The sequence below is a fragment of the Aeribacillus sp. FSL M8-0235 genome, from assembly GCF_038000355.1.
In the GTDB taxonomy this organism is placed as follows: domain Bacteria; phylum Bacillota; class Bacilli; order Bacillales; family Aeribacillaceae; genus Aeribacillus; species Aeribacillus composti.
Genome location: NZ_JBBOBW010000001.1, coordinates 17,501 through 35,000 on the forward strand (window position 1 = coordinate 17,501; position 17,500 = coordinate 35,000).

Here is a 17,500-nt window from a genome sequence, read left to right on the forward strand (position 1 = left end):
ATTCAGGAGATATTGTAAAAGCATTGGCTGCAGGTGGACATGCCGTCATGTTAGGAAGTTTGCTTGCAGGTACATCTGAAAGCCCGGGAGAAACAGAAATTTACCAAGGGCGTCGATTTAAAGTATATCGCGGCATGGGTTCAGTTGCAGCGATGGAAAAAGGTAGCAAAGACCGTTATTTCCAAGAAGACAACAAAAAATTTGTTCCAGAAGGAATTGAAGGCCGCATCCCATATAAAGGACCGTTGGCAGAGACAATTTACCAACTTGTCGGCGGTGTGAGATCAGGTATGGGATATTGCGGAGCAAAAAATTTATATGAGCTCCGTGAGCATTCACAATTTATCCGGATGACTGGTGCAGGATTAAGAGAAAGCCATCCGCATGATGTTCAAATTACAAAAGAGGCTCCTAATTATTCCATTTCTTAACAACTGACAGTTCAATAGTCTTATTTAAAAAATTACGACTTTTAGACAGAGTAGAGACTCTGTCTATTTTTTTTATAAGATGTATGTTAAAATCAATTTTGTTGTGTTAACTATTAATTATTTTTTAAAATAGATATTTTCAAATAAATGGAGGTAATCATGGTGCACTTCACGAAAAAATTCATCTCGGCTCTCGTCATCACGTTTTTATTGATGACGGCATTTTCCCCTTTGTCTCCCAAAATAAATGCTGAAGAAAATGACCCATTGGGCATCAATGCCTCTGCAGCCATTGCCGTTGAAGCCTCTACAGGGAAAATTGTGTACGGAAAAAATATTGATAAAACTCTTGGAGTTGCAAGTATGACAAAAATGATGACTGAATACTTGCTGCTGGAAGCGATCCATGAAAAGAAAGTTTCTTGGGATCAAACATATCGTCCAAGTGATTATGTTTACAAAATTTCCCAAAATCGCAGTTTATCCAATGTCCCTTTAAGAAAAGATGGAAGTTATACAATAAAAGAGTTATATGAAGCAATGGCCATTTATTCTGCAAATGGTGCGGCGATTGCAGTGGCAGAAGTGATCGGTGGATCGGAAACAAATTTTGTGAAAATGATGAATGAAAAAGCGAAAGAACTAGGCTTGAAGCATACGAAGTTTGTAAATGCGACAGGTTTAAACAATAGAGACTTAATGGGGATGCATCCGGAAGGAACAGGTGAGGAAGAAGAAAATGTAATGTCTGCGAGAGACGTTGCCAGCCTTGCGTACCATCTTTTAAAGGAGTATCCTGAGATTTTAGAAACGGCCAAAATTACGAGAAAAGCTTTTCGAGAAGGTACGGATGATGAGATTAAAATGGAAAACTGGAACTGGATGCTGCCTGGATTAGTTTATGGTACAGAAGGTGTAGACGGGTTAAAAACAGGATATACCGATTTTGCGGGCTCCTGCTTTACGGGAACAGCCGAACGGAACGGAATGCGAATCATCACAGTTGTTATGAATGCGAAAGGTAAAGGGAGCAACAATTACGTACATCGTTTTAGTGAAACTAGAAAACTAATGGACTATGTTTTCAGCAATTTTTCCATTGAGGAATTATTTCCTGCGCAATATCAAATAAAAAATAAATCAACTGTATCTGTTGTAAAAGGAAAAGAGAAAAAAGTAGAAATAGAAACAAAAGATTCTTTAAAGCTCCCTATTAAACGTGGGGAAAAAGACCAGTATGAGCCGAAATATGTTTTAGATAAAAAGCTTTTAACTGCGAACGGAGAGCTGACTGCACCAATTAAAAAGGGCGCCAAGGTCGGGTATATGTCCGTAGAATATAAAGGGAACAGCCAGGATTACGGATTTGTAACAGGTGAATCCGAAGCGAAAGTTGATGTAGTGACAAAAACAAAAGTCGAAAAAGCTAACTGGTTTGTATTATCAATGAGAGGCATTGGTAGTTTTTTTGGTGATGTATGGAACGGAGCAGCAAACATGGTAAAAAGCTGGTTTTAATGCATAACTCCTAACATTTTGTTGGGGGTTTTTACTATATTTAAAATAAAAGAAATCCTTGAAATTTGATAGGAATTTTATAAAAATTAGGATAAAATAGACGTATGCATTTGAATGTATCATTAAGGAGGAACTATAGAAATGGCAATTACAGGTACTGATCGAGTAAAAAGGGGAATGGCCGAAATGCAAAAAGGCGGCGTCATCATGGATGTGGTCAATGCAGAACAGGCCAAAATTGCTGAAGAAGCAGGTGCGGTTGCCGTCATGGCGCTGGAAAGAGTTCCTGCTGACATTCGTGCGGCAGGCGGGGTTGCCCGCATGGCTGATCCGACGATTATTGAAGAGGTCATGAACGCGGTTACGATTCCAGTAATGGCAAAATGCCGTATTGGACATATTGTAGAAGCTCGAGTATTAGAAGCGCTCGGTGTTGATTATATTGATGAAAGTGAAGTGTTGACACCGGCTGATGAAGAGTTTCATATAAATAAGCGGGAATTTACGGTTCCATTTGTTTGTGGCTGCCGTGATTTAGGAGAAGCAGCTCGCCGAATTGGAGAAGGTGCTTCCATGCTCAGAACGAAGGGCGAACCGGGAACTGGCAACATTGTAGAAGCAGTTCGTCACATGCGGAAAGTGAATGCACAGGTTCGGAAAATTGTCGGTATGAGCGAAGATGAGCTAATGACGGAAGCAAAAAATTTAGGAGCCCCGTATGAAGTGCTGCTACAAATTAAAAAGGAAGGACGACTCCCTGTCGTGAATTTTGCTGCTGGCGGCGTTGCAACACCTGCTGACGCAGCGTTGATGATGCAGCTTGGTGCAGATGGTGTGTTTGTCGGCTCAGGTATTTTTAAATCTGAAAATCCAGGAAAGTATGCCCGGGCAATTGTGGAAGCGACCACACACTATGAGGATTATGAATTAATCGCTCATTTATCGAAAGATCTTGGAACTGCGATGAAAGGGATCGATATTTCTTCATTGCTTCCGGAACATCGTATGCAAGAACGTGGTTGGTAAAGGAGAATACAAAATGAAAGTAGGAGTTTTGGCACTCCAAGGTGCTGTGAGGGAGCATATTCAGTCAATCGAAGCTTGTGGTGCAGAAGGCGTAAAAATTAAAAAATCCGAACAATTGCAAAATATCGATGGACTTATTTTACCAGGCGGCGAAAGCACGACAATGAGAAGATTGATTGAAAAGTATGGGTTGATGGACCCTTTGAAAGAATTTATAAAGGGAGGAAAACCTGTTTTCGGTACATGTGCTGGTCTTATTTTGCTGGCGAAGCAAATTGTTGGACAAGATGAGCCGCACCTTGGTGTATTGGATGTGGTCGTTGAACGGAATTCTTTCGGCCGCCAGCGTGAAAGTTTTGAAGCGGAATTAACCATTGCAGGAGTTGGGGACGATTTTATAGGTGTGTTTATTCGCGCTCCGCATATTGTAGAAGCAGGAGAAAATGTTGAAATTTTAGCAAAACATGAGGATCGAATTGTTGCTGTTCGACAAGGCCACATTCTTGGATGTTCATTCCATCCGGAATTGACGGATGATCATCGATTTGTGCAATATTTTTTAAATATGGTGAAGGAATCAAACGAGAAAGTTCATGCATAAAAAAGTTGAACAAACCCTAAACTTATAGTAAATTTATGAATATAAATAGATCTAAAGCAATGAGAGGAACTAGTAGCAAGTTGTTTTTCTTAAGAGAGCTGGTGGTTGGTGGAAACCAGTGAAAAACGCTTGTGAATCCGTCCTTGAGTGAAATGCTGAATGCAAGTTTTTGTTAGTAAGCATTTACGGCAAAAACCGTTACCTTTGTAAGTGGAAGGCTGATGCCTTCAAGCAGGGTGGCAACGCGGGTATACTCTCGTCCCTTTTTGGACGGGAGTTTTTATTTTGAATATAAAAGCGAAAGGAGTGTCCATGATGCTTGATATGAAATTTTTACGGTCAAATTTTGAAGAAATAAAAAAGAAGCTTGAACACCGTGGAGAGGATTTAACTGATTTTGATCAATTTGTTGACTTGGATAAAAAGCGTCGTGAACTAATTGTTACGACGGAAGAATTAAAAAGCAAAAGAAATGAAGTATCTTCTAAAATCGCCGAATTGAAAAGAGAAAAGAAAGACACAGATCATTTAATTCAAGAAATGCGTCAAGTAGGAGAACGCATCAAAACACTTGATGAGGAATTAAAAGAGATTGAAGAAAAGTTAGAAACCTTGATTTTGTCGATTCCAAACATTCCACATGAGAGCGTTCCAGTCGGCGATTCAGAGGAAGATAATGTAGAAGTCCGCAAATGGGGAGAAATCCCGACCTTTCGTTTTGAACCAAAACCTCATTGGGAAATTGCCGACCAATTAGGAATTCTCGATTTTGAAAGAGCCGGCAAGGTGACCGGCAGCCGCTTTGTATTTTATAAAGGTTTGGGCGCAAGATTAGAAAGGGCGCTTATCAGTTTTATGATAGATTTGCACGTTGAAGAACATGGCTATGAGGAAGTTTTGCCTCCGTATATAGTGAACCGTACAAGCATGATCGGAACAGGACAGCTTCCGAAGTTTGAGGAAGACGCTTTTAAAATTCAAGGTGAGGATTATTTCTTAATACCAACAGCGGAAGTTCCTGTCACAAATTTGCACCGTGATGAAATTTTACAGGAGAAGCAGCTTCCAATCAATTATGTAGCGTACAGCGCTTGCTTCCGTTCTGAGGCAGGGGCGGCCGGAAGAGATACGCGCGGCCTTATTCGCCAGCATCAATTTAACAAAGTGGAGCTTGTGAAAATTGTAAAGCCTGAAGATTCTTATGAGGAATTAGAAAAATTAACAAGTCATGCTGAAAACGTATTGAAGCTGTTAGGACTTCCATATCGAGTTATGAGCATGTGTACAGCTGATTTAGGCTTTACGGCAGCAAAAAAATATGATCTTGAAGTATGGCTTCCAAGCTATCAAACATATCGTGAAATTTCTTCTTGCAGCAACTTTGAAGCGTTTCAGGCTCGCCGGGCGAATATACGGTTCCGACGGGATCCGAAAGCAAAGCCTGAGCATGTGCATACGTTAAATGGTTCTGGGCTTGCAATAGGTCGTACAGTAGCAGCCATTTTGGAAAATTACCAGCAAGAAGACGGATCTGTCGTCATTCCGGAAGTGCTGCGTCCATATATGGGAAATAAAACAGTAATTAGTAAAAAGTAATTCTTACTGAATAGAAAAAATGAAAGGGGGTAGGAGGGGTTCTTCCATATCCCCCTTTTATGTACAAATGTATTTTATATAGGCTGCCGTTGTATCATTTGTTTGGCAATTGTTCTTCCTATTTCAATGGATGCTGTCGCTGCAGGAGATGGAGCGTTCAGCACATGAATGGACCGTTTCGTTGGTACAATATAAAAATCATCGATTAAAGCCCCGTCTTTACTTAAAGCTTGAGCTCGGACACCAGATGGTCCAGGCAGCAAATCTTCTTCTGTAATATCGGGCATGAGTTTTTGAACATTTTCGACAAACTTTTTCTTTGACATCGATCGAATCATTTCTTCGAGTCCTTCTTTCATATATTGACCTGCTAATTTCCAAAAACCGGGGAACGTTAATACTTCAAACAAATCTTTCATATTTGCGTCGCTTTTTTTATACCCTTCTCTTTTCAAGCTTAAAACAGCATTTGGACCTATATCTATAGATCCGTCAATCATTCTAGTAAAGTGAACGCCTAAAAATGGAAAATTAGGATTTGGTACAGGATAGATTAAGTTTTTAACTAAATCTCAAGTTTGACACCATTTCACTACATGTGGATAACTAAAGGTGATTATACCAATAGTTATCCACTTTTTTTATCGAAAATATAATCATTATGTAGTGTTATGTGGATAACTTTTGTATATCCAATAATATGTAATATATGTTATACTATTAGTGCTATGTATATTCGAATTAATAAGCAAAAAAATAAAAATGGTTCTGTTCGTCAATATCTACAAATATGTCGTACATTTCGTGTAGACAATAAAGTTCGGCAACAAACGCTTTGTAATCTAGGGAGGTTAGAACATTTATTAGAGAATGGCTCTGTCGATAACATAATCGAGGGATTAGCCAAATTTTCAGAGCGTTACTTTGACCGAATTCACGGGCAAGGCTCTTCCTCTTCTGTCTCCGTGCTTTGGACAAAAGAGTTTGGGCCGGTTTATCTGTTCCGAAAGGTATGGGAAAAGTTAGGGCTTGGTCGGCTATTACGTAAAATCATGGATGATTCCGAGGCTGCTTCTCAGTATGACGAAGCCATTTTTGCTATGGTGTTAAACCGTCTCATGGATCCCAATAGTAAGCATTATATCTTCAAACAATGGATCGACACGATTTATGCAGAAGGTCTTTCAGACATTCAACTCCATCACTACTATCGTGCATTAGATTTCTTAAGTGAACAAAAAGAAAAAATTGAGGAACAACTTTATGGACATTTAACCGATTTAACCTCATTAGAAGTAGATATCGTGTTTTACGACACGACAAGCACCTATTTCGAAGGAGAGGAAGCAGACGAACTGCTGGCTCACTATGGTTACTCCAAAGATCATCGTGGAGATCGAAAACAAGTCGTGATTGGCTTATTAATGACCAAAACAGGGATTCCGATTGGGCATCAAGTCTTCCCTGGAAACATGCATGATACGAAGACATTTGGCATGGTGGTTGGAGACCTGAAGAAGCGCTATCCTATTCAGAAAGTCATTCTAGTGGGAGACCGCGGAATGGTTAGTGAAGCCAACTTAGATCAAATTCGTGAACTGGGCATGGAATATATTGTGGGTGTCAAATTACGAAAGTCGAAGAAAGCCCAAGAGCTATTATCCATCCGTGGGCCATATAAGAAGGTTCTCCCGAATCTAAAAGTGAAGTCAAAGAAAATCGATGGCGAAACGTATGTACTCTGTTACAATCCGGACGCTGAAGAACGTGATCGAGCGAGTCGTCAAGTCGTGTTAGAAAACCTTCAATCGAAGCTTGATGAACTCGGTCCATCTGGACTCGTCAAAAACCGTGCGTATTCCAAGTTTTTAACGATAGAAAAAGCATCGGCCAAAATTGATGAAGAGAAGGTATCCAATGACGAAAAGTTTGACGGAAAGTACGCCATTCGGACCAACTCGTCATTAACGGATGAAGAGGCAGCACTTGCCTATAAAGAATTGTGGAGAGTGGAACAAGCCTTTCGTAACCTGAAGTCGAATCTAGAACTTCGCCCGATGTACCATCGAGTGGAATCTCGTATTCGAGGCCATATCATGGTTTGTTTCCTTGCGCTTGTCATGGAATCCTTTTTGGCCTATAAGCTAAAAGAAATAGGATGCCAAACAAGTGTAAAGGATATTTTGCATGATGTAAGCCAGGTGAAGGCCTCGAAAATACGCGTGAATGGTGAAGAGCAAATCGTTCGTACAGAATTACAAGGTCAAGCAAATCTAGCATTTGAAGCACTTGTCACACAAGCGCCTCCTAGAGTATTAGAAAAAAACACGTGCCACTAACAAGTGTAGTGGTACGTGTTGTGGGTAAAGTCCAAAACACCAGTATTTTCGGGCTTTTCTTTAGTGTACTCTGTCAAACTTGAGTAAATATGATTTTTGCGGATTTAACATATAATATTCTCCACGGAATGGAACAATTTTCACATCCGTATACAGATTTGCTATTTTAGCAATACGATCGCTGTTAAGTCCTGCACAATTTATAAAAAATCGGCTTTGAAAGGTTTTGTTTGCTGTTTCAACGATAACTTCTTGTTTTTTTTCATGAATCACTTCTACTTTTTCGTTTAAAAAGATCTCCCCGCCCTTTTCGAGGATTAAATCTGCCATCCGTTCACTAACAAGACGGAAATTTACAATACCTGTTGATGGAACATGAATGGCTTCTATTCCATTCACATAAGGTTCAAATTCATGAAGCTCCTCCTTTGAAATTTTCCGGATATTGAGGCCGTTTTTTAATCCGCGTTGGAACAGCTTCTCAAGCTCCTCCCGCTCATGTTCATTGCTGGCAACGATTACTTTGCCACAGACTTCATAAGGGATATCGTATTTTTGGCAAAACATGATCATTGCCTGATTACCTTTTTTTGCAAGCTGCGCCTTATAGCTCCCGGGCTTGTAATATATACCGGAATGGATCACCCCGCTGTTATGACCCGTTTGATGGGAGGCAACTTTATTTTCTTTTTCGATTATTGCCACTTTTGCGTTTGGGTGTTGTTCATATATTGCCAATGCAGTGGATAAGCCGACTATTCCTCCACCGACAATTACATAATCATACATATTTTTCTCCGTCCTCCTCTAGTCATCCGCAAGCTTCTCACTCTCATTTTTTAAGGGATTTACGTTTTGCACTAGGCTTCAGTTGTTTTTATACATGCTGTTTTAAAAGCGCGGCAAATCAATGCAAAGATAGCAGCCGATTGCGGGGAAAAGATGCATTTGTTCATGTCCCGAAAAAACTAGTGTCCATTTGTGAGCGCTTTAAATTAACTTGCAATACAAGTTTATAACATGATGAATGAAATACAATCGATTTTTTTCGAATTTTTTAATTTTTTCTATTTGAGCATTTTGCAAAATTAGATTTTTTGGATAAAAGTATAAAAAATAAAGCACTCGGCAAATAGCTACCAGCATGTTATTTTACAAAATATTACAATAATCTTGTTTTCGGGCATACCTACAGAATTTTTCACATTGAATTTTTTTAAGCGGCTTTCTTCCCTTTATTTTCCTTTGCCATCGCTAGCGCTGAAACAAGTAATACAATAGCGTTCAGGTAAATATGGGTCTTTACTTTTTCAATTCCCCATACATGTAGGGAGTTCGCCGTAAGGTAGCTTTTCATTCTTGAATTACAGCGTTCTACACTTGTCCTCTCGTTGTAAAGCTCTTTCCAACGTTTTGTATCACGGTGCGGATTGGAATATCGGCGCACATCCTTTTTGATGTCGACTTTTACCACCATTCCATAGTTGGAAGATGAACAGGCTGCCATTCCTAATGGGCAATCCACTTTGCCGGTTGCGTGAGGACATCTGAACTTGAGCTGGTCCTTATCAGCTCCCCAATAAGTCATTTCATAACCCATGGAACAACGCGGAGTTCCATTGGAAGAAATCCCTTCAGGAGGCTCTTTTTCGTTGCGCAAATTGAGCGGGATAATGGCTTGCGCTCCAATGTTTTTGGCTGATTCATAGTTTTTTAGTTGGTCATATCCGCCATCCATGATCAGAAATTCAATTTTGGATTTGGTACGCTCTGCCACTTGCTCTATTAATTCTGGTGCGACTTCTCCATCGTTCACATGGGCAGGGGTTACTTTTATGGCTATTGGCAGTTCGCTTGCGGTATCGACTGAAAGATGCATCTTATAGCCAAACCAGGTAATTTTATTGCCGAAGGAATCATATTTTGCGCCCCAATTGGCATTACCCGTTTGTTCACTACGCTTTTTGGGCTGTTTCTTTTCATAGGCATCAATGGCGGCACTGTCGATGGCCTGGTGGCTGCCGTCAATTATTCCTTCCTCCTGAGCTAACTGTACCAAGTCAAGGAAGATCTTTTCAGCCAGCTTTTTTTTGGTAAGTGCCGCAAAAACCCGGCTGAGAGTGGAGATAGACGGTGCGGGGCGATCAATCGATAAACCGCATTGATAACGGAAACGAAGGTCTTTATCCAATCGATGATGAAGGGCGGTAAAGGTGTCGATGCCTTCGAGTGGGGCAGCGATGAGAGCCCTTAGAATCCCTTCTCTGGAATGACCGTCAGCCCCTTGGGGTGAAGAACTTCTCAACTGTTTAGCATAAGGGCGTAAATCAAGCGAGCTAAAAAAGATAGGTAATTTCTCTTTTGACTCTAATTTTTGCAGTTCTTCAAAGGAAAATAGGCTTTCTTGTAGAATATACAAAGTGACTTCCTCCTTTTGAATTTTTGTGGTTTCATCACTTCAAAAATTCTACATTTTAGGGGTGAAGTCCTTTTTTATGTCTTTGAAATCCTTATGGCTCTTGGGTCAAAAAATATGCAAAATGCTCATTTAAAAAAATAAGCTTCTTTGTAAAGAAGCGTTTAAGGAAAAAAATTATTTGATAACTTTTATGAGTTTATTGACATACATTTTATACTGTGCTATATTAGTCCATGTCATATGGAGGAGTACCCAAGTCTGGCTGAAGGGGTCGGTCTTGAAAACCGAGAGGCGGGTCAAACCGCGCGGGGGTTCGAATCCCTCCTCCTCCGCCATTATTTACCGAGTGCGCATAAATTGGAGATTGGCTAAATTCGTTACGGGCTGTAACGAATTTTTTATTTTTTAAAACAAAATGGCTAATCCTCATGGAAAACAAAAATCATCGATATAAACGTTAAAGGGGCGTCTATAAGCTGAAAAGCAACTTATTAGGCGCCTCTTTTATTTTTTTGAAAAACAAAACAGAAATTCCTCATATTTAAGATCATTTGATCAATAGTTGTTTATAAAGAAGTATTTATTTTTTTACGACTTGAAAATTATCGATAATCAACAGCCAATTTTGCGGAAACGAAATTCCTAGTTTCCAATAGCTGACACCTCGCAAATGCAGCTCTTTTACAAGATCGAATTTGGCTTGTATGGAACGGGCATCTTCAAACCAAACTTCATGAACCTTTTGGTTTTCATCCGTATATCGAAAAGTAGGGGCTTGGGCTTCTTCATCAAATTTGATTTCTGCATTGTATTTTGATGCAAGCTGAATCGCCTGCTGCGGACTTATCGCTTTTGCGTAAGGCCCGCCTTGCACAAAGGGAAGAGTCCAGTCATAACCGTATAAATTTTGTCCCATCATAATTTTCTGTGGAGGAATCTCCGTAACGGCATATTCGAGTACATCACGGACTGGGCCGATAGGAGAAACAGCCATTGGCGGTCCGCCGCTGTACCCCCATTCATATGTCATAATGACGACCCAATCCACAATTTCTCCATGTGCTTTATAGTCGTGGGCCTCGTACCATTGTCCTTTTTGCTCTGCGCTTGTTTTGGGGGCTAATGCAGAGGAAATGAACCACCCTTCACTGTGAATCCTGTCTCTCGCCCTTCGCAAAAATTGATTATAGGCTTCCCGGTCGGCAGGAAACAAATATTCAAAATCAAAGTGAATATCTCGAAACTGATATTTTTTTGCTGTGGCAATAATATTATTTAAAAATTTAGTTTGTACATCATCGTCTGTCAGCAATATATGCCCTAACTCTGCACTAAATTGATTGTTCTCCAAATTTGTGACAGCCATTGAAAACACTAAATTTTGTTCATTAGCAATAGTTTGCAAGTTCCCAATCGGTGGCTCTTTTAAAGAACCGTCACGTTGTGCTTGAAAGCTAAAATGGGTAAGGTAGGTTAAATAAGGGGCAGTCTCTCTTGCGCTGTCTTCGAGATTTTGGCTGACTTGAGCACCAAGCGGTTCTAAATATACATTAAATTCTGCTTGCCGTTTAGGCCGTTCTGGGATATATAATCGAAGGCCAATAGGCAATAATTGATTTATATTCAGTCCATTTACTGCTGCAAGCTCAAATACAGACGTACCAAATTTTCTTGAAATGCTCCAAAGGCTGTCTCCCCGTTGAACGGTGTAAAATTGTCCGATGATTGGAATAACAATTGCTTGACCTACAACAAGCTGATCAGGATTAGGAATTTCATTTGCTTCAACGATGGCTGTTATAGATGTTCCATATGTTTGTGCAATGGAATAAAGCGTTTGCCCAGATTGAACAACATGAATTAGCAAAATCATGACCTCCTGTAAAAACTGTTTGTAAATTTTATGTTTTCATCGCAGAAAACATGCTTTTGGAAAAGGTTGAAAGGAACCCGCACTTTTTTTAAGATGAAATTATATCGATAGGATGAGGAGCAAAAAATGACTAAAGACGAATATTATATGACTTTAGCAATTGAAGAGGCGAAGAAGGCGGAAAAGATTGGCGAGGTTCCGATTGGTGCTGTGCTTGTTGTAGATGATGTAGTGGTTGCAAAAGCTCATAATTTGAGGGAAACCGAGCAGAGGTCAATCGCTCATGCGGAAATATTGGCAATTGATGAGGCGTGCAGGAAGCTTCGAACGTGGAGACTCGAGAACTCGACGCTATATGTGACGCTTGAGCCATGTCCAATGTGTGCAGGAGCGATTGTAATGTCAAGAATTGAACGTGTAGTTTTCGGCGCTTTCGATCCGAAGGCTGGTTGTGCAGGAACGTTAATGAATTTATTAAATGAACCTCGTTTCAATCATCAAACAGAAGTAATTTCAGGCGTGAAGCAGGAGCAATGCAGTGAAATGTTAACCTGTTTTTTTCAAAAGTTGCGGGAAGAGAAAAAACGGTTGAAAATGAAAAATAAAAACAATTGAATTTTTTAACATATTGGGAAGCGTTGCATTTTCTCGAAAAAACATATATACTAAATTTGCGTCCTTAAACGGCGCAAAGTGAAAATCGGTTTAAACTTTGCCGTGCTAAGCGGGGAGGTAGCGGTGCCCTGTACTCGCAATCCGCTCTAGCGAGGCCGAATTCCTTCTCGAGGTTAGTATATTTTAGGGTCTGCCTCAAGTAAGTGGTGTTGACGTTTGGGTCCTGTGCAATGAGAATCCATGAACCATGTCAGGTCCGGAAGGAAGCAGCATTAAGTGGAAGCTCTCATGTGCCGCAGGGTTGCCTGAACTGAGCTAACTGCTTGAGTAACGCCTAGGGTTGCTAATCGACAGAAGGTGCACGGCAGTTATCATATCAAACAATAAGATCCCCTTATAGTAGGCAGAAAAAGAAAAGTCTGTCAACTATAAGGGGATTTTTTCGATGAGAGAAATATGAACAGCGTATGATGTAAAGCTTAAAAAATGTAATGAGGACATTGGTTTAAAATATGGATTGATGCATGATGGGGAAAACACTTTAAGCAGAAAGAAATGAAGAAAATATTAGGAAGACTTTAAAACTCCCCAAGAAGATCTTGAAACAAAAGTGTCCTTAGCGGCTAAAACCATACAGAATAAGCCGTCCCATTTCAAGTCTCATCCATACTTTTTCCGCACGTCCGAATAGATGAAGGATGCATTATGCAATATAACTATCAACGGCTTCAAAAGAGAAACAGCTTAAAGTCCTAATGAATATCGGTCTCAGGCTGTCTACATGTGCTGTCTATTTAACTGGAGACGCTTTTACAGAGATCGGTTTTATTTTTTTCATAAGTTTTTTATCCTTCTTATGGAAAACTTACATTCGTTTAAACAATCAGGTATAATAAATGAAAGATTACTGTATAAAGGGGAGGGCGTTACTTGAGTTATCAGGCTTTATACCGAGCATGGAGGCCACAGCAGTTTCGTGATGTCGTGGGACAAGAACACGTCACGAAAACATTGCAAAATGCCCTTTTACAAAATAAATTTTCGCATGCTTATCTTTTCACAGGTCCTAGAGGAACAGGTAAAACAAGCGCTGCAAAAATATTTGCGAAAGCTGTCAACTGCCAACAAGCACCAATTGCAGAGCCTTGTAATGAGTGTCCTGCATGTAAAGGAATCACGGAAGGATCGATTTCGGACGTTATTGAAATTGATGCAGCTTCTAATAATGGAGTAGATGAAATTCGCGATATTCGCGATAAAGTCAAATTTGCACCTGCGGCGGTCAAATATAAAGTATATATTATTGATGAAGTTCATATGCTTTCAATCGGAGCATTTAATGCTTTATTAAAAACGCTTGAAGAACCTCCAAAACATGTGATTTTTATTTTGGCTACAACTGAACCTCATAAAATTCCGCTTACCATTATTTCGAGATGTCAACGCTTTGATTTCCGGCGTATTTCTGTTCAATCCATCGTACGTCGCATGAAGGAAATTGTGGAAAATCAATCGATCAAGGTTGAAGAGGAAGCGTTAAAGGTTATTGCGAGCTCGGCTGATGGTGGGATGCGAGATGCACTGAGTCTGTTGGACCAAGCCATCTCTTTTAGCGATGATAAAGTCACATTGGAGGATGTATTATTTATAACTGGATCGGTTTCTCATAAGATGCTCGCAAATTTGGTCCGATTTATTTTTGAGAACAATGTTACGGAAGCTTTAAAAACTATCCACGAATGGTTGGATCAAGGGAAAGATCCTTTAAAATTAATTGAAGATCTCATTTATTACTATCGCGACATGTTATTATATAAATCGGCTCCAAACTTAGAGGAAGTAATGGAACGAGTCGCAATAGACGATGCGTTCGTTTCATTGTGCGAACAAATTCCTATTGAACAAATTTATGAGACGATTGAAGTTTTGAACCAAAGCCAGCAGGAGATGAAATGGACGAATCATCCCCGTATTTTTGTAGAAGTAGCGATTGTGAAATTATGTCAAACTGAGCGTGTGCAGCCGCCTTCAGTTCATTATGAAGAACTTCTTAATCGAATACAGGAACTTGAACGCACAATATCTTCATTAGTTCAGCATGGAGTTCAAGAACAGTCGCCTGTTAAACAAGAAGCAAAAGTACAAAAAACAATTCAAAGCGGTTATAAAACGCCTGTTGACCGCATTTATGATATTTTGAGAAATGCTACTCGAAAAGATTTGGATTTAGTGAAAAGCCGATGGGGAGATCTGTTAACAACGCTAAAGCAGCAAAATAAAGTGTCGCATGCAGCCCTTTTAAATGAAAGTGAACCAGTTGCTGCTTGCGAATATGCTTTTGTGCTAAAATTTAAATATGAAATCCATTGTAAAATGGTGGCGGAAAATCAAAATCATGTATTAACAAACCTCCAAACGATTTTACAAGGACTCATTGGACGTCAAATGGAGATGATTGGCGTTCCGGAGAAAGAATGGGGTAAAATAAGGGAGGATTATTTGCGCAATCAACGATCAGACGATGCACATCAACAGGAACATGAAGAAGAAGATCCGCTTATTGCCGAAGCAAAAAAATTAGTTGGCACGGATCTGATTGAAATAAAAGAGTAAATAAATGCTTATGGAGGAGATAATATGATGATGCGTGGCGGTATGGGAAATATGCAAAAAATGATGAAGCAAATGCAAAAAATGCAAAAGGAGATGCAAAAGGCTCAGGAGGAGCTTGCTGAAAAAAAAGTGGAGGGAACTGCTGGCGGCGGTATGGTCACGGTTGTTGCAAACGGACATAAGGAAATTTTAGAAGTGAAAATCAATGAAGATGTTGTAGATCCTGAAGATATTGAAATGCTTCAAGATTTGGTATTGGCAGCAACAAACGATGCTCTTCGCAAAGTGGATGAGTTAACAAGCGAAACGATGGGAAGATTTACTAAAGGTATGAATTTGCCTGGGTTGTTCTAGGAGGATCTATTCGATGCAATATCCAGAACCGATATCAAAACTTATTGATAGCTTTATGAAGCTGCCAGGAATTGGTCCGAAAACGGCCGTTCGTCTGGCCTTTTTTGTTTTAAATATGAAGGAAGAAACAGTATTGGATTTCGCGAAAGCGCTTGTCAATGCAAAACGAAATTTATCATATTGCTCGATTTGCGGTCATATTACAGATGAAGATCCATGTTATCTTTGCAAAGATGAGCGCCGCGACAGAAGCATAATATGTGTGGTTCAAGACCCGAAAGACGTCATTGCAATGGAAAAAATGAAAGAATATAACGGTCTATATCATGTTCTGCATGGCGCCATTTCGCCAATGGACGGGATTGGTCCTGAAGATATTAATATCCCTGATTTGCTAAAACGTCTGCAAAATGATGAAATTCAAGAAGTAATTTTAGCAACAAATCCGAACATTGAGGGAGAAGCGACAGCAATGTATATCTCTCGCCTTTTAAAGCCTACAGGCATAAAAATCACAAGAATTGCTCATGGGCTGCCTGTTGGCGGTGATTTAGAATACGCGGACGAAGTCACACTTTCAAAAGCGCTTGAGGGAAGACGAGAGATTTGAAGAGAAAAGGAGTTTGCCAGACATGTTTATTCGGCGAAAGCAATGGTTGAGAAGAGAATTCGATCAGCTGCTTCTTCAAGATTTAATTGAGCTGAAGGAACATTGGGAGTATCAAAAGCGTTTAGTGGAAAAAAGCTTTGATCCTTCACCTGAGGTGCTTAGCAGTTTAAAATTAGCAGAAGCAAAATATTTATTTCTTTTAAAAGAAGCCAAAAAGAGAAATATCAAGATGGAATAGTAGGTAGAAGGAAGCAGCCACATTCCTGTTTGTTGTTTTCTTAGTTCTAAACAATATGAAATCTTTCATATTGTTAAAGTAAAGCCGAAATAAACAGGAAGGTGGGTTTTATATAATGGAGCCTTATATTATGATCATTTGCATTTTAGGGCTTTTATTCCTTCTGCTTCTTGCCGGTGCTTCTTTGAAACCGGTGAAATGGATAGGGAGTATTTTTATAAAAATTGTGATCGGGGCCTTGCTACTTTTTTTTGTTAATTCTTTTGGGACGAGTTTCGGTCTGCACGTGCCCATTAATATTGTTACATCATCTATTGCTGGTTTATTGGGGCTCCCCGGATTAGCTGCTTTAGTAATTATTAAAATGGTGATTATCCCTTGAAAAACACCTGTATACAGGCGGGTGTTTTTATTTTCAAAAAAAGTGTTGACATTATAAACAATCATGGTAAAATAATATTCGTCGCTAAGATACAAAATAAAAAACATTGACAAATAAATTTTTGATTGATAAAATAGAAATCCTGATTGATCCTTGAAAACTGAACAAAACGAAAAGCGTGCCTGTTGATTCTGACAAGAGCATTTGGTGACAAACTTTTTTTGGAGAGTTTGATCCTGGCTCAGGACGAACGCTGGCGGCGTGCCTAATACATGCAAGTCGAGCGGACCGAAGGGAGCTTGCTCCTTTAGGTTAGCGGCGGACGGGTGAGTAACACGTGGGCAACCTGCCCTGCAGACTGGGATAACTTCGGGAAACCGGAGCTAATACCGGATAACACCGAAAACCGCATGGTTTTCGGTTGAAAGGCGGCTTTTAGCTGTCACTGCAGGATGGGCCCGCGGCGCATTAGCTAGTTGGTGAGGTAACGGCTCACCAAGGCGACGATGCGTAGCCGACCTGAGAGGGTGACCGGCCACACTGGGACTGAGACACGGCCCAGACTCCTACGGGAGGCAGCAGTAGGGAATCTTCCGCAATGGACGAAAGTCTGACGGAGCAACGCCGCGTGAGCGAAGAAGGTCTTCGGATCGTAAAGCTCTGTTGTCAGGGAAGAACAAGTGCCGTTCGAACAGGGCGGTACCTTGACGGTACCTGACGAGGAAGCCACGGCTAACTACGTGCCAGCAGCCGCGGTAATACGTAGGTGGCAAGCGTTGTCCGGAATTATTGGGCGTAAAGCGCGCGCAGGCGGTTCCTTAAGTCTGATGTGAAATCTCGCGGCTCAACCGCGAGCGGCCATTGGAAACTGGGGAACTTGAGTGC

Annotated in this window: 14 protein-coding genes, 1 tRNA gene, 1 rRNA gene, 1 other RNA gene, 2 pseudogenes and 1 other annotated feature (2 of these 20 cut by a window edge); of the genes and pseudogenes, 15 read left to right on the forward strand and 4 right to left on the reverse strand. The window is 40.3% G+C overall.

All coding sequences use genetic code 11. The features are described 5' to 3' along the window. The 5 genes from guaB to serS all read left to right on the forward strand — a co-directional run. On the forward strand, nucleotides 1–431 hold the 3' portion of the coding sequence (gene guaB / locus NSQ71_RS00070) for an IMP dehydrogenase (protein ID WP_063388665.1). Its footprint begins 1,036 nt before the window's first position; the window shows 431 of its 1,467 coding nt (coding positions 1,037–1,467); its start codon lies beyond the left edge, outside the window; the stop codon is at nucleotides 429–431. Nucleotides 432–590: 159 nt separating this feature from the next. Further along, nucleotides 591–1,949, forward strand: a complete 1,359-nt coding sequence (locus tag NSQ71_RS00075) for a serine hydrolase (RefSeq protein ID WP_117017543.1) — start codon at nucleotides 591–593, stop codon at nucleotides 1,947–1,949. A gap of 141 nt (nucleotides 1,950–2,090) precedes the next feature. Then, nucleotides 2,091–2,975 (forward strand): pyridoxal 5'-phosphate synthase lyase subunit PdxS, encoded by an 885-nt coding sequence (pdxS, locus tag NSQ71_RS00080; RefSeq protein ID WP_063388667.1) that lies wholly within the window; start codon nucleotides 2,091–2,093, stop codon nucleotides 2,973–2,975. A 13-nt stretch (nucleotides 2,976–2,988) separates the two neighbouring features. Then, nucleotides 2,989–3,576, forward strand: a complete 588-nt coding sequence (gene pdxT / locus NSQ71_RS00085; protein WP_066251693.1) for a pyridoxal 5'-phosphate synthase glutaminase subunit PdxT — start codon at nucleotides 2,989–2,991, stop codon at nucleotides 3,574–3,576. Nucleotides 3,577–3,626: 50 nt separating this feature from the next. Further along, nucleotides 3,627–3,843 (forward strand) — a binding site (T-box leader). A gap of 48 nt (nucleotides 3,844–3,891) precedes the next feature. After that, nucleotides 3,892–5,172, forward strand: a complete 1,281-nt coding sequence (gene serS, locus NSQ71_RS00090) for a serine--tRNA ligase (RefSeq protein WP_063388675.1) — start codon at nucleotides 3,892–3,894, stop codon at nucleotides 5,170–5,172. A gap of 74 nt (nucleotides 5,173–5,246) precedes the next feature. Here the strand turns inward: serS and NSQ71_RS00095 are convergent. Then, nucleotides 5,247–5,741, reverse strand: a pseudogene (locus tag NSQ71_RS00095) (L-2-hydroxyglutarate oxidase); the annotation flags it as partial. A 159-nt stretch (nucleotides 5,742–5,900) separates the two neighbouring features. Between NSQ71_RS00095 and NSQ71_RS00100 the strand changes: the two are divergent. Next, the gene (locus NSQ71_RS00100) at nucleotides 5,901–7,511 is read left to right on the forward strand and encodes an IS1634 family transposase (protein ID WP_340732214.1); all 1,611 of its coding nucleotides are present in this window, start codon (nucleotides 5,901–5,903) and stop codon (nucleotides 7,509–7,511) included. Between the two features lie 78 nt (nucleotides 7,512–7,589). Here the strand turns inward: NSQ71_RS00100 and lhgO are convergent. After that, a pseudogene (gene lhgO / locus NSQ71_RS00105) lies at nucleotides 7,590–8,300 on the reverse strand (L-2-hydroxyglutarate oxidase); the annotation flags it as partial. Nucleotides 8,301–8,727: 427 nt separating this feature from the next. Then, on the reverse strand, nucleotides 8,728–9,930 hold the full coding sequence (locus NSQ71_RS00110) for a transposase (protein WP_340732215.1): 1,203 nt from the start codon (nucleotides 9,928–9,930) through the stop codon (nucleotides 8,728–8,730). 242 nt (nucleotides 9,931–10,172) lie between these two features. On the opposite strand from NSQ71_RS00110, the gene NSQ71_RS00115 reads away from it, so the two are divergent. Next, a tRNA-Ser gene (locus tag NSQ71_RS00115) sits at nucleotides 10,173–10,265 on the forward strand. A gap of 245 nt (nucleotides 10,266–10,510) precedes the next feature. Here the strand turns inward: NSQ71_RS00115 and NSQ71_RS00120 are convergent. Continuing rightward, the gene (locus NSQ71_RS00120; RefSeq protein ID WP_130158354.1) at nucleotides 10,511–11,797 is read right to left on the reverse strand and encodes a LysM peptidoglycan-binding domain-containing protein; all 1,287 of its coding nucleotides are present in this window, start codon (nucleotides 11,795–11,797) and stop codon (nucleotides 10,511–10,513) included. Between the two features lie 132 nt (nucleotides 11,798–11,929). On the opposite strand from NSQ71_RS00120, the gene tadA reads away from it, so the two are divergent. The 8 genes from tadA to NSQ71_RS00160 form a co-directional block, all read left to right on the forward strand. Continuing rightward, nucleotides 11,930–12,418 carry a tRNA adenosine(34) deaminase TadA gene (tadA, locus tag NSQ71_RS00125; protein ID WP_063388670.1) on the forward strand — a complete coding sequence of 163 codons (489 nt, stop codon included), beginning with the start codon at nucleotides 11,930–11,932 and terminating at the stop codon, nucleotides 12,416–12,418. Between the two features lie 100 nt (nucleotides 12,419–12,518). Continuing rightward, nucleotides 12,519–12,783: signal recognition particle sRNA large type (ffs, locus tag NSQ71_RS00130), an RNA gene on the forward strand. 565 nt (nucleotides 12,784–13,348) lie between these two features. After that, nucleotides 13,349–15,031, forward strand: coding sequence for a DNA polymerase III subunit gamma/tau (gene dnaX, locus NSQ71_RS00135; protein WP_339193737.1), 1,683 nt, complete (start codon nucleotides 13,349–13,351; stop codon nucleotides 15,029–15,031). Between the two features lie 30 nt (nucleotides 15,032–15,061). Further along, nucleotides 15,062–15,385, forward strand: coding sequence for a YbaB/EbfC family nucleoid-associated protein (locus NSQ71_RS00140; RefSeq protein ID WP_375338795.1), 324 nt, complete (start codon nucleotides 15,062–15,064; stop codon nucleotides 15,383–15,385). 13 nt (nucleotides 15,386–15,398) lie between these two features. Next, nucleotides 15,399–15,995 carry a recombination mediator RecR gene (gene recR, locus NSQ71_RS00145; protein ID WP_063388672.1) on the forward strand — a complete coding sequence of 199 codons (597 nt, stop codon included), beginning with the start codon at nucleotides 15,399–15,401 and terminating at the stop codon, nucleotides 15,993–15,995. A gap of 22 nt (nucleotides 15,996–16,017) precedes the next feature. Next, nucleotides 16,018–16,233 (forward strand): YaaL family protein, encoded by a 216-nt coding sequence (locus tag NSQ71_RS00150; protein WP_063388673.1) that lies wholly within the window; start codon nucleotides 16,018–16,020, stop codon nucleotides 16,231–16,233. Between the two features lie 115 nt (nucleotides 16,234–16,348). Further along, nucleotides 16,349–16,615, forward strand: coding sequence for a pro-sigmaK processing inhibitor BofA family protein (locus NSQ71_RS00155; protein WP_063388674.1), 267 nt, complete (start codon nucleotides 16,349–16,351; stop codon nucleotides 16,613–16,615). Nucleotides 16,616–16,833: 218 nt separating this feature from the next. After that, nucleotides 16,834–17,500 (forward strand): 16S ribosomal RNA (locus NSQ71_RS00160) (it continues 887 nt past the right edge of the window).

Coding starts and splice junctions, on each gene's coding strand:
- pdxS (WP_063388667.1), top strand. CDS start 2,091: ATGGCAATTACAGGTACTGATCGAGTAAAAAGGGGAATGGCCGAAATG.
- NSQ71_RS00155 (WP_063388674.1), top strand. CDS start 16,349: ATGGAGCCTTATATTATGATCATTTGCATTTTAGGGCTTTTATTCCTT.
- recR (WP_063388672.1), top strand. CDS start 15,399: ATGCAATATCCAGAACCGATATCAAAACTTATTGATAGCTTTATGAAG.
- NSQ71_RS00140 (WP_375338795.1), top strand. CDS start 15,062: ATGCGTGGCGGTATGGGAAATATGCAAAAAATGATGAAGCAAATGCAA.
- NSQ71_RS00150 (WP_063388673.1), top strand. CDS start 16,018: ATGTTTATTCGGCGAAAGCAATGGTTGAGAAGAGAATTCGATCAGCTG.
- NSQ71_RS00075 (WP_117017543.1), top strand. CDS start 591: ATGGTGCACTTCACGAAAAAATTCATCTCGGCTCTCGTCATCACGTTT.
- tadA (WP_063388670.1), top strand. CDS start 11,930: ATGACTAAAGACGAATATTATATGACTTTAGCAATTGAAGAGGCGAAG.
- NSQ71_RS00100 (WP_340732214.1), top strand. CDS start 5,901: ATGTATATTCGAATTAATAAGCAAAAAAATAAAAATGGTTCTGTTCGT.
- serS (WP_063388675.1), top strand. CDS start 3,892: ATGCTTGATATGAAATTTTTACGGTCAAATTTTGAAGAAATAAAAAAG.
- pdxT (WP_066251693.1), top strand. CDS start 2,989: ATGAAAGTAGGAGTTTTGGCACTCCAAGGTGCTGTGAGGGAGCATATT.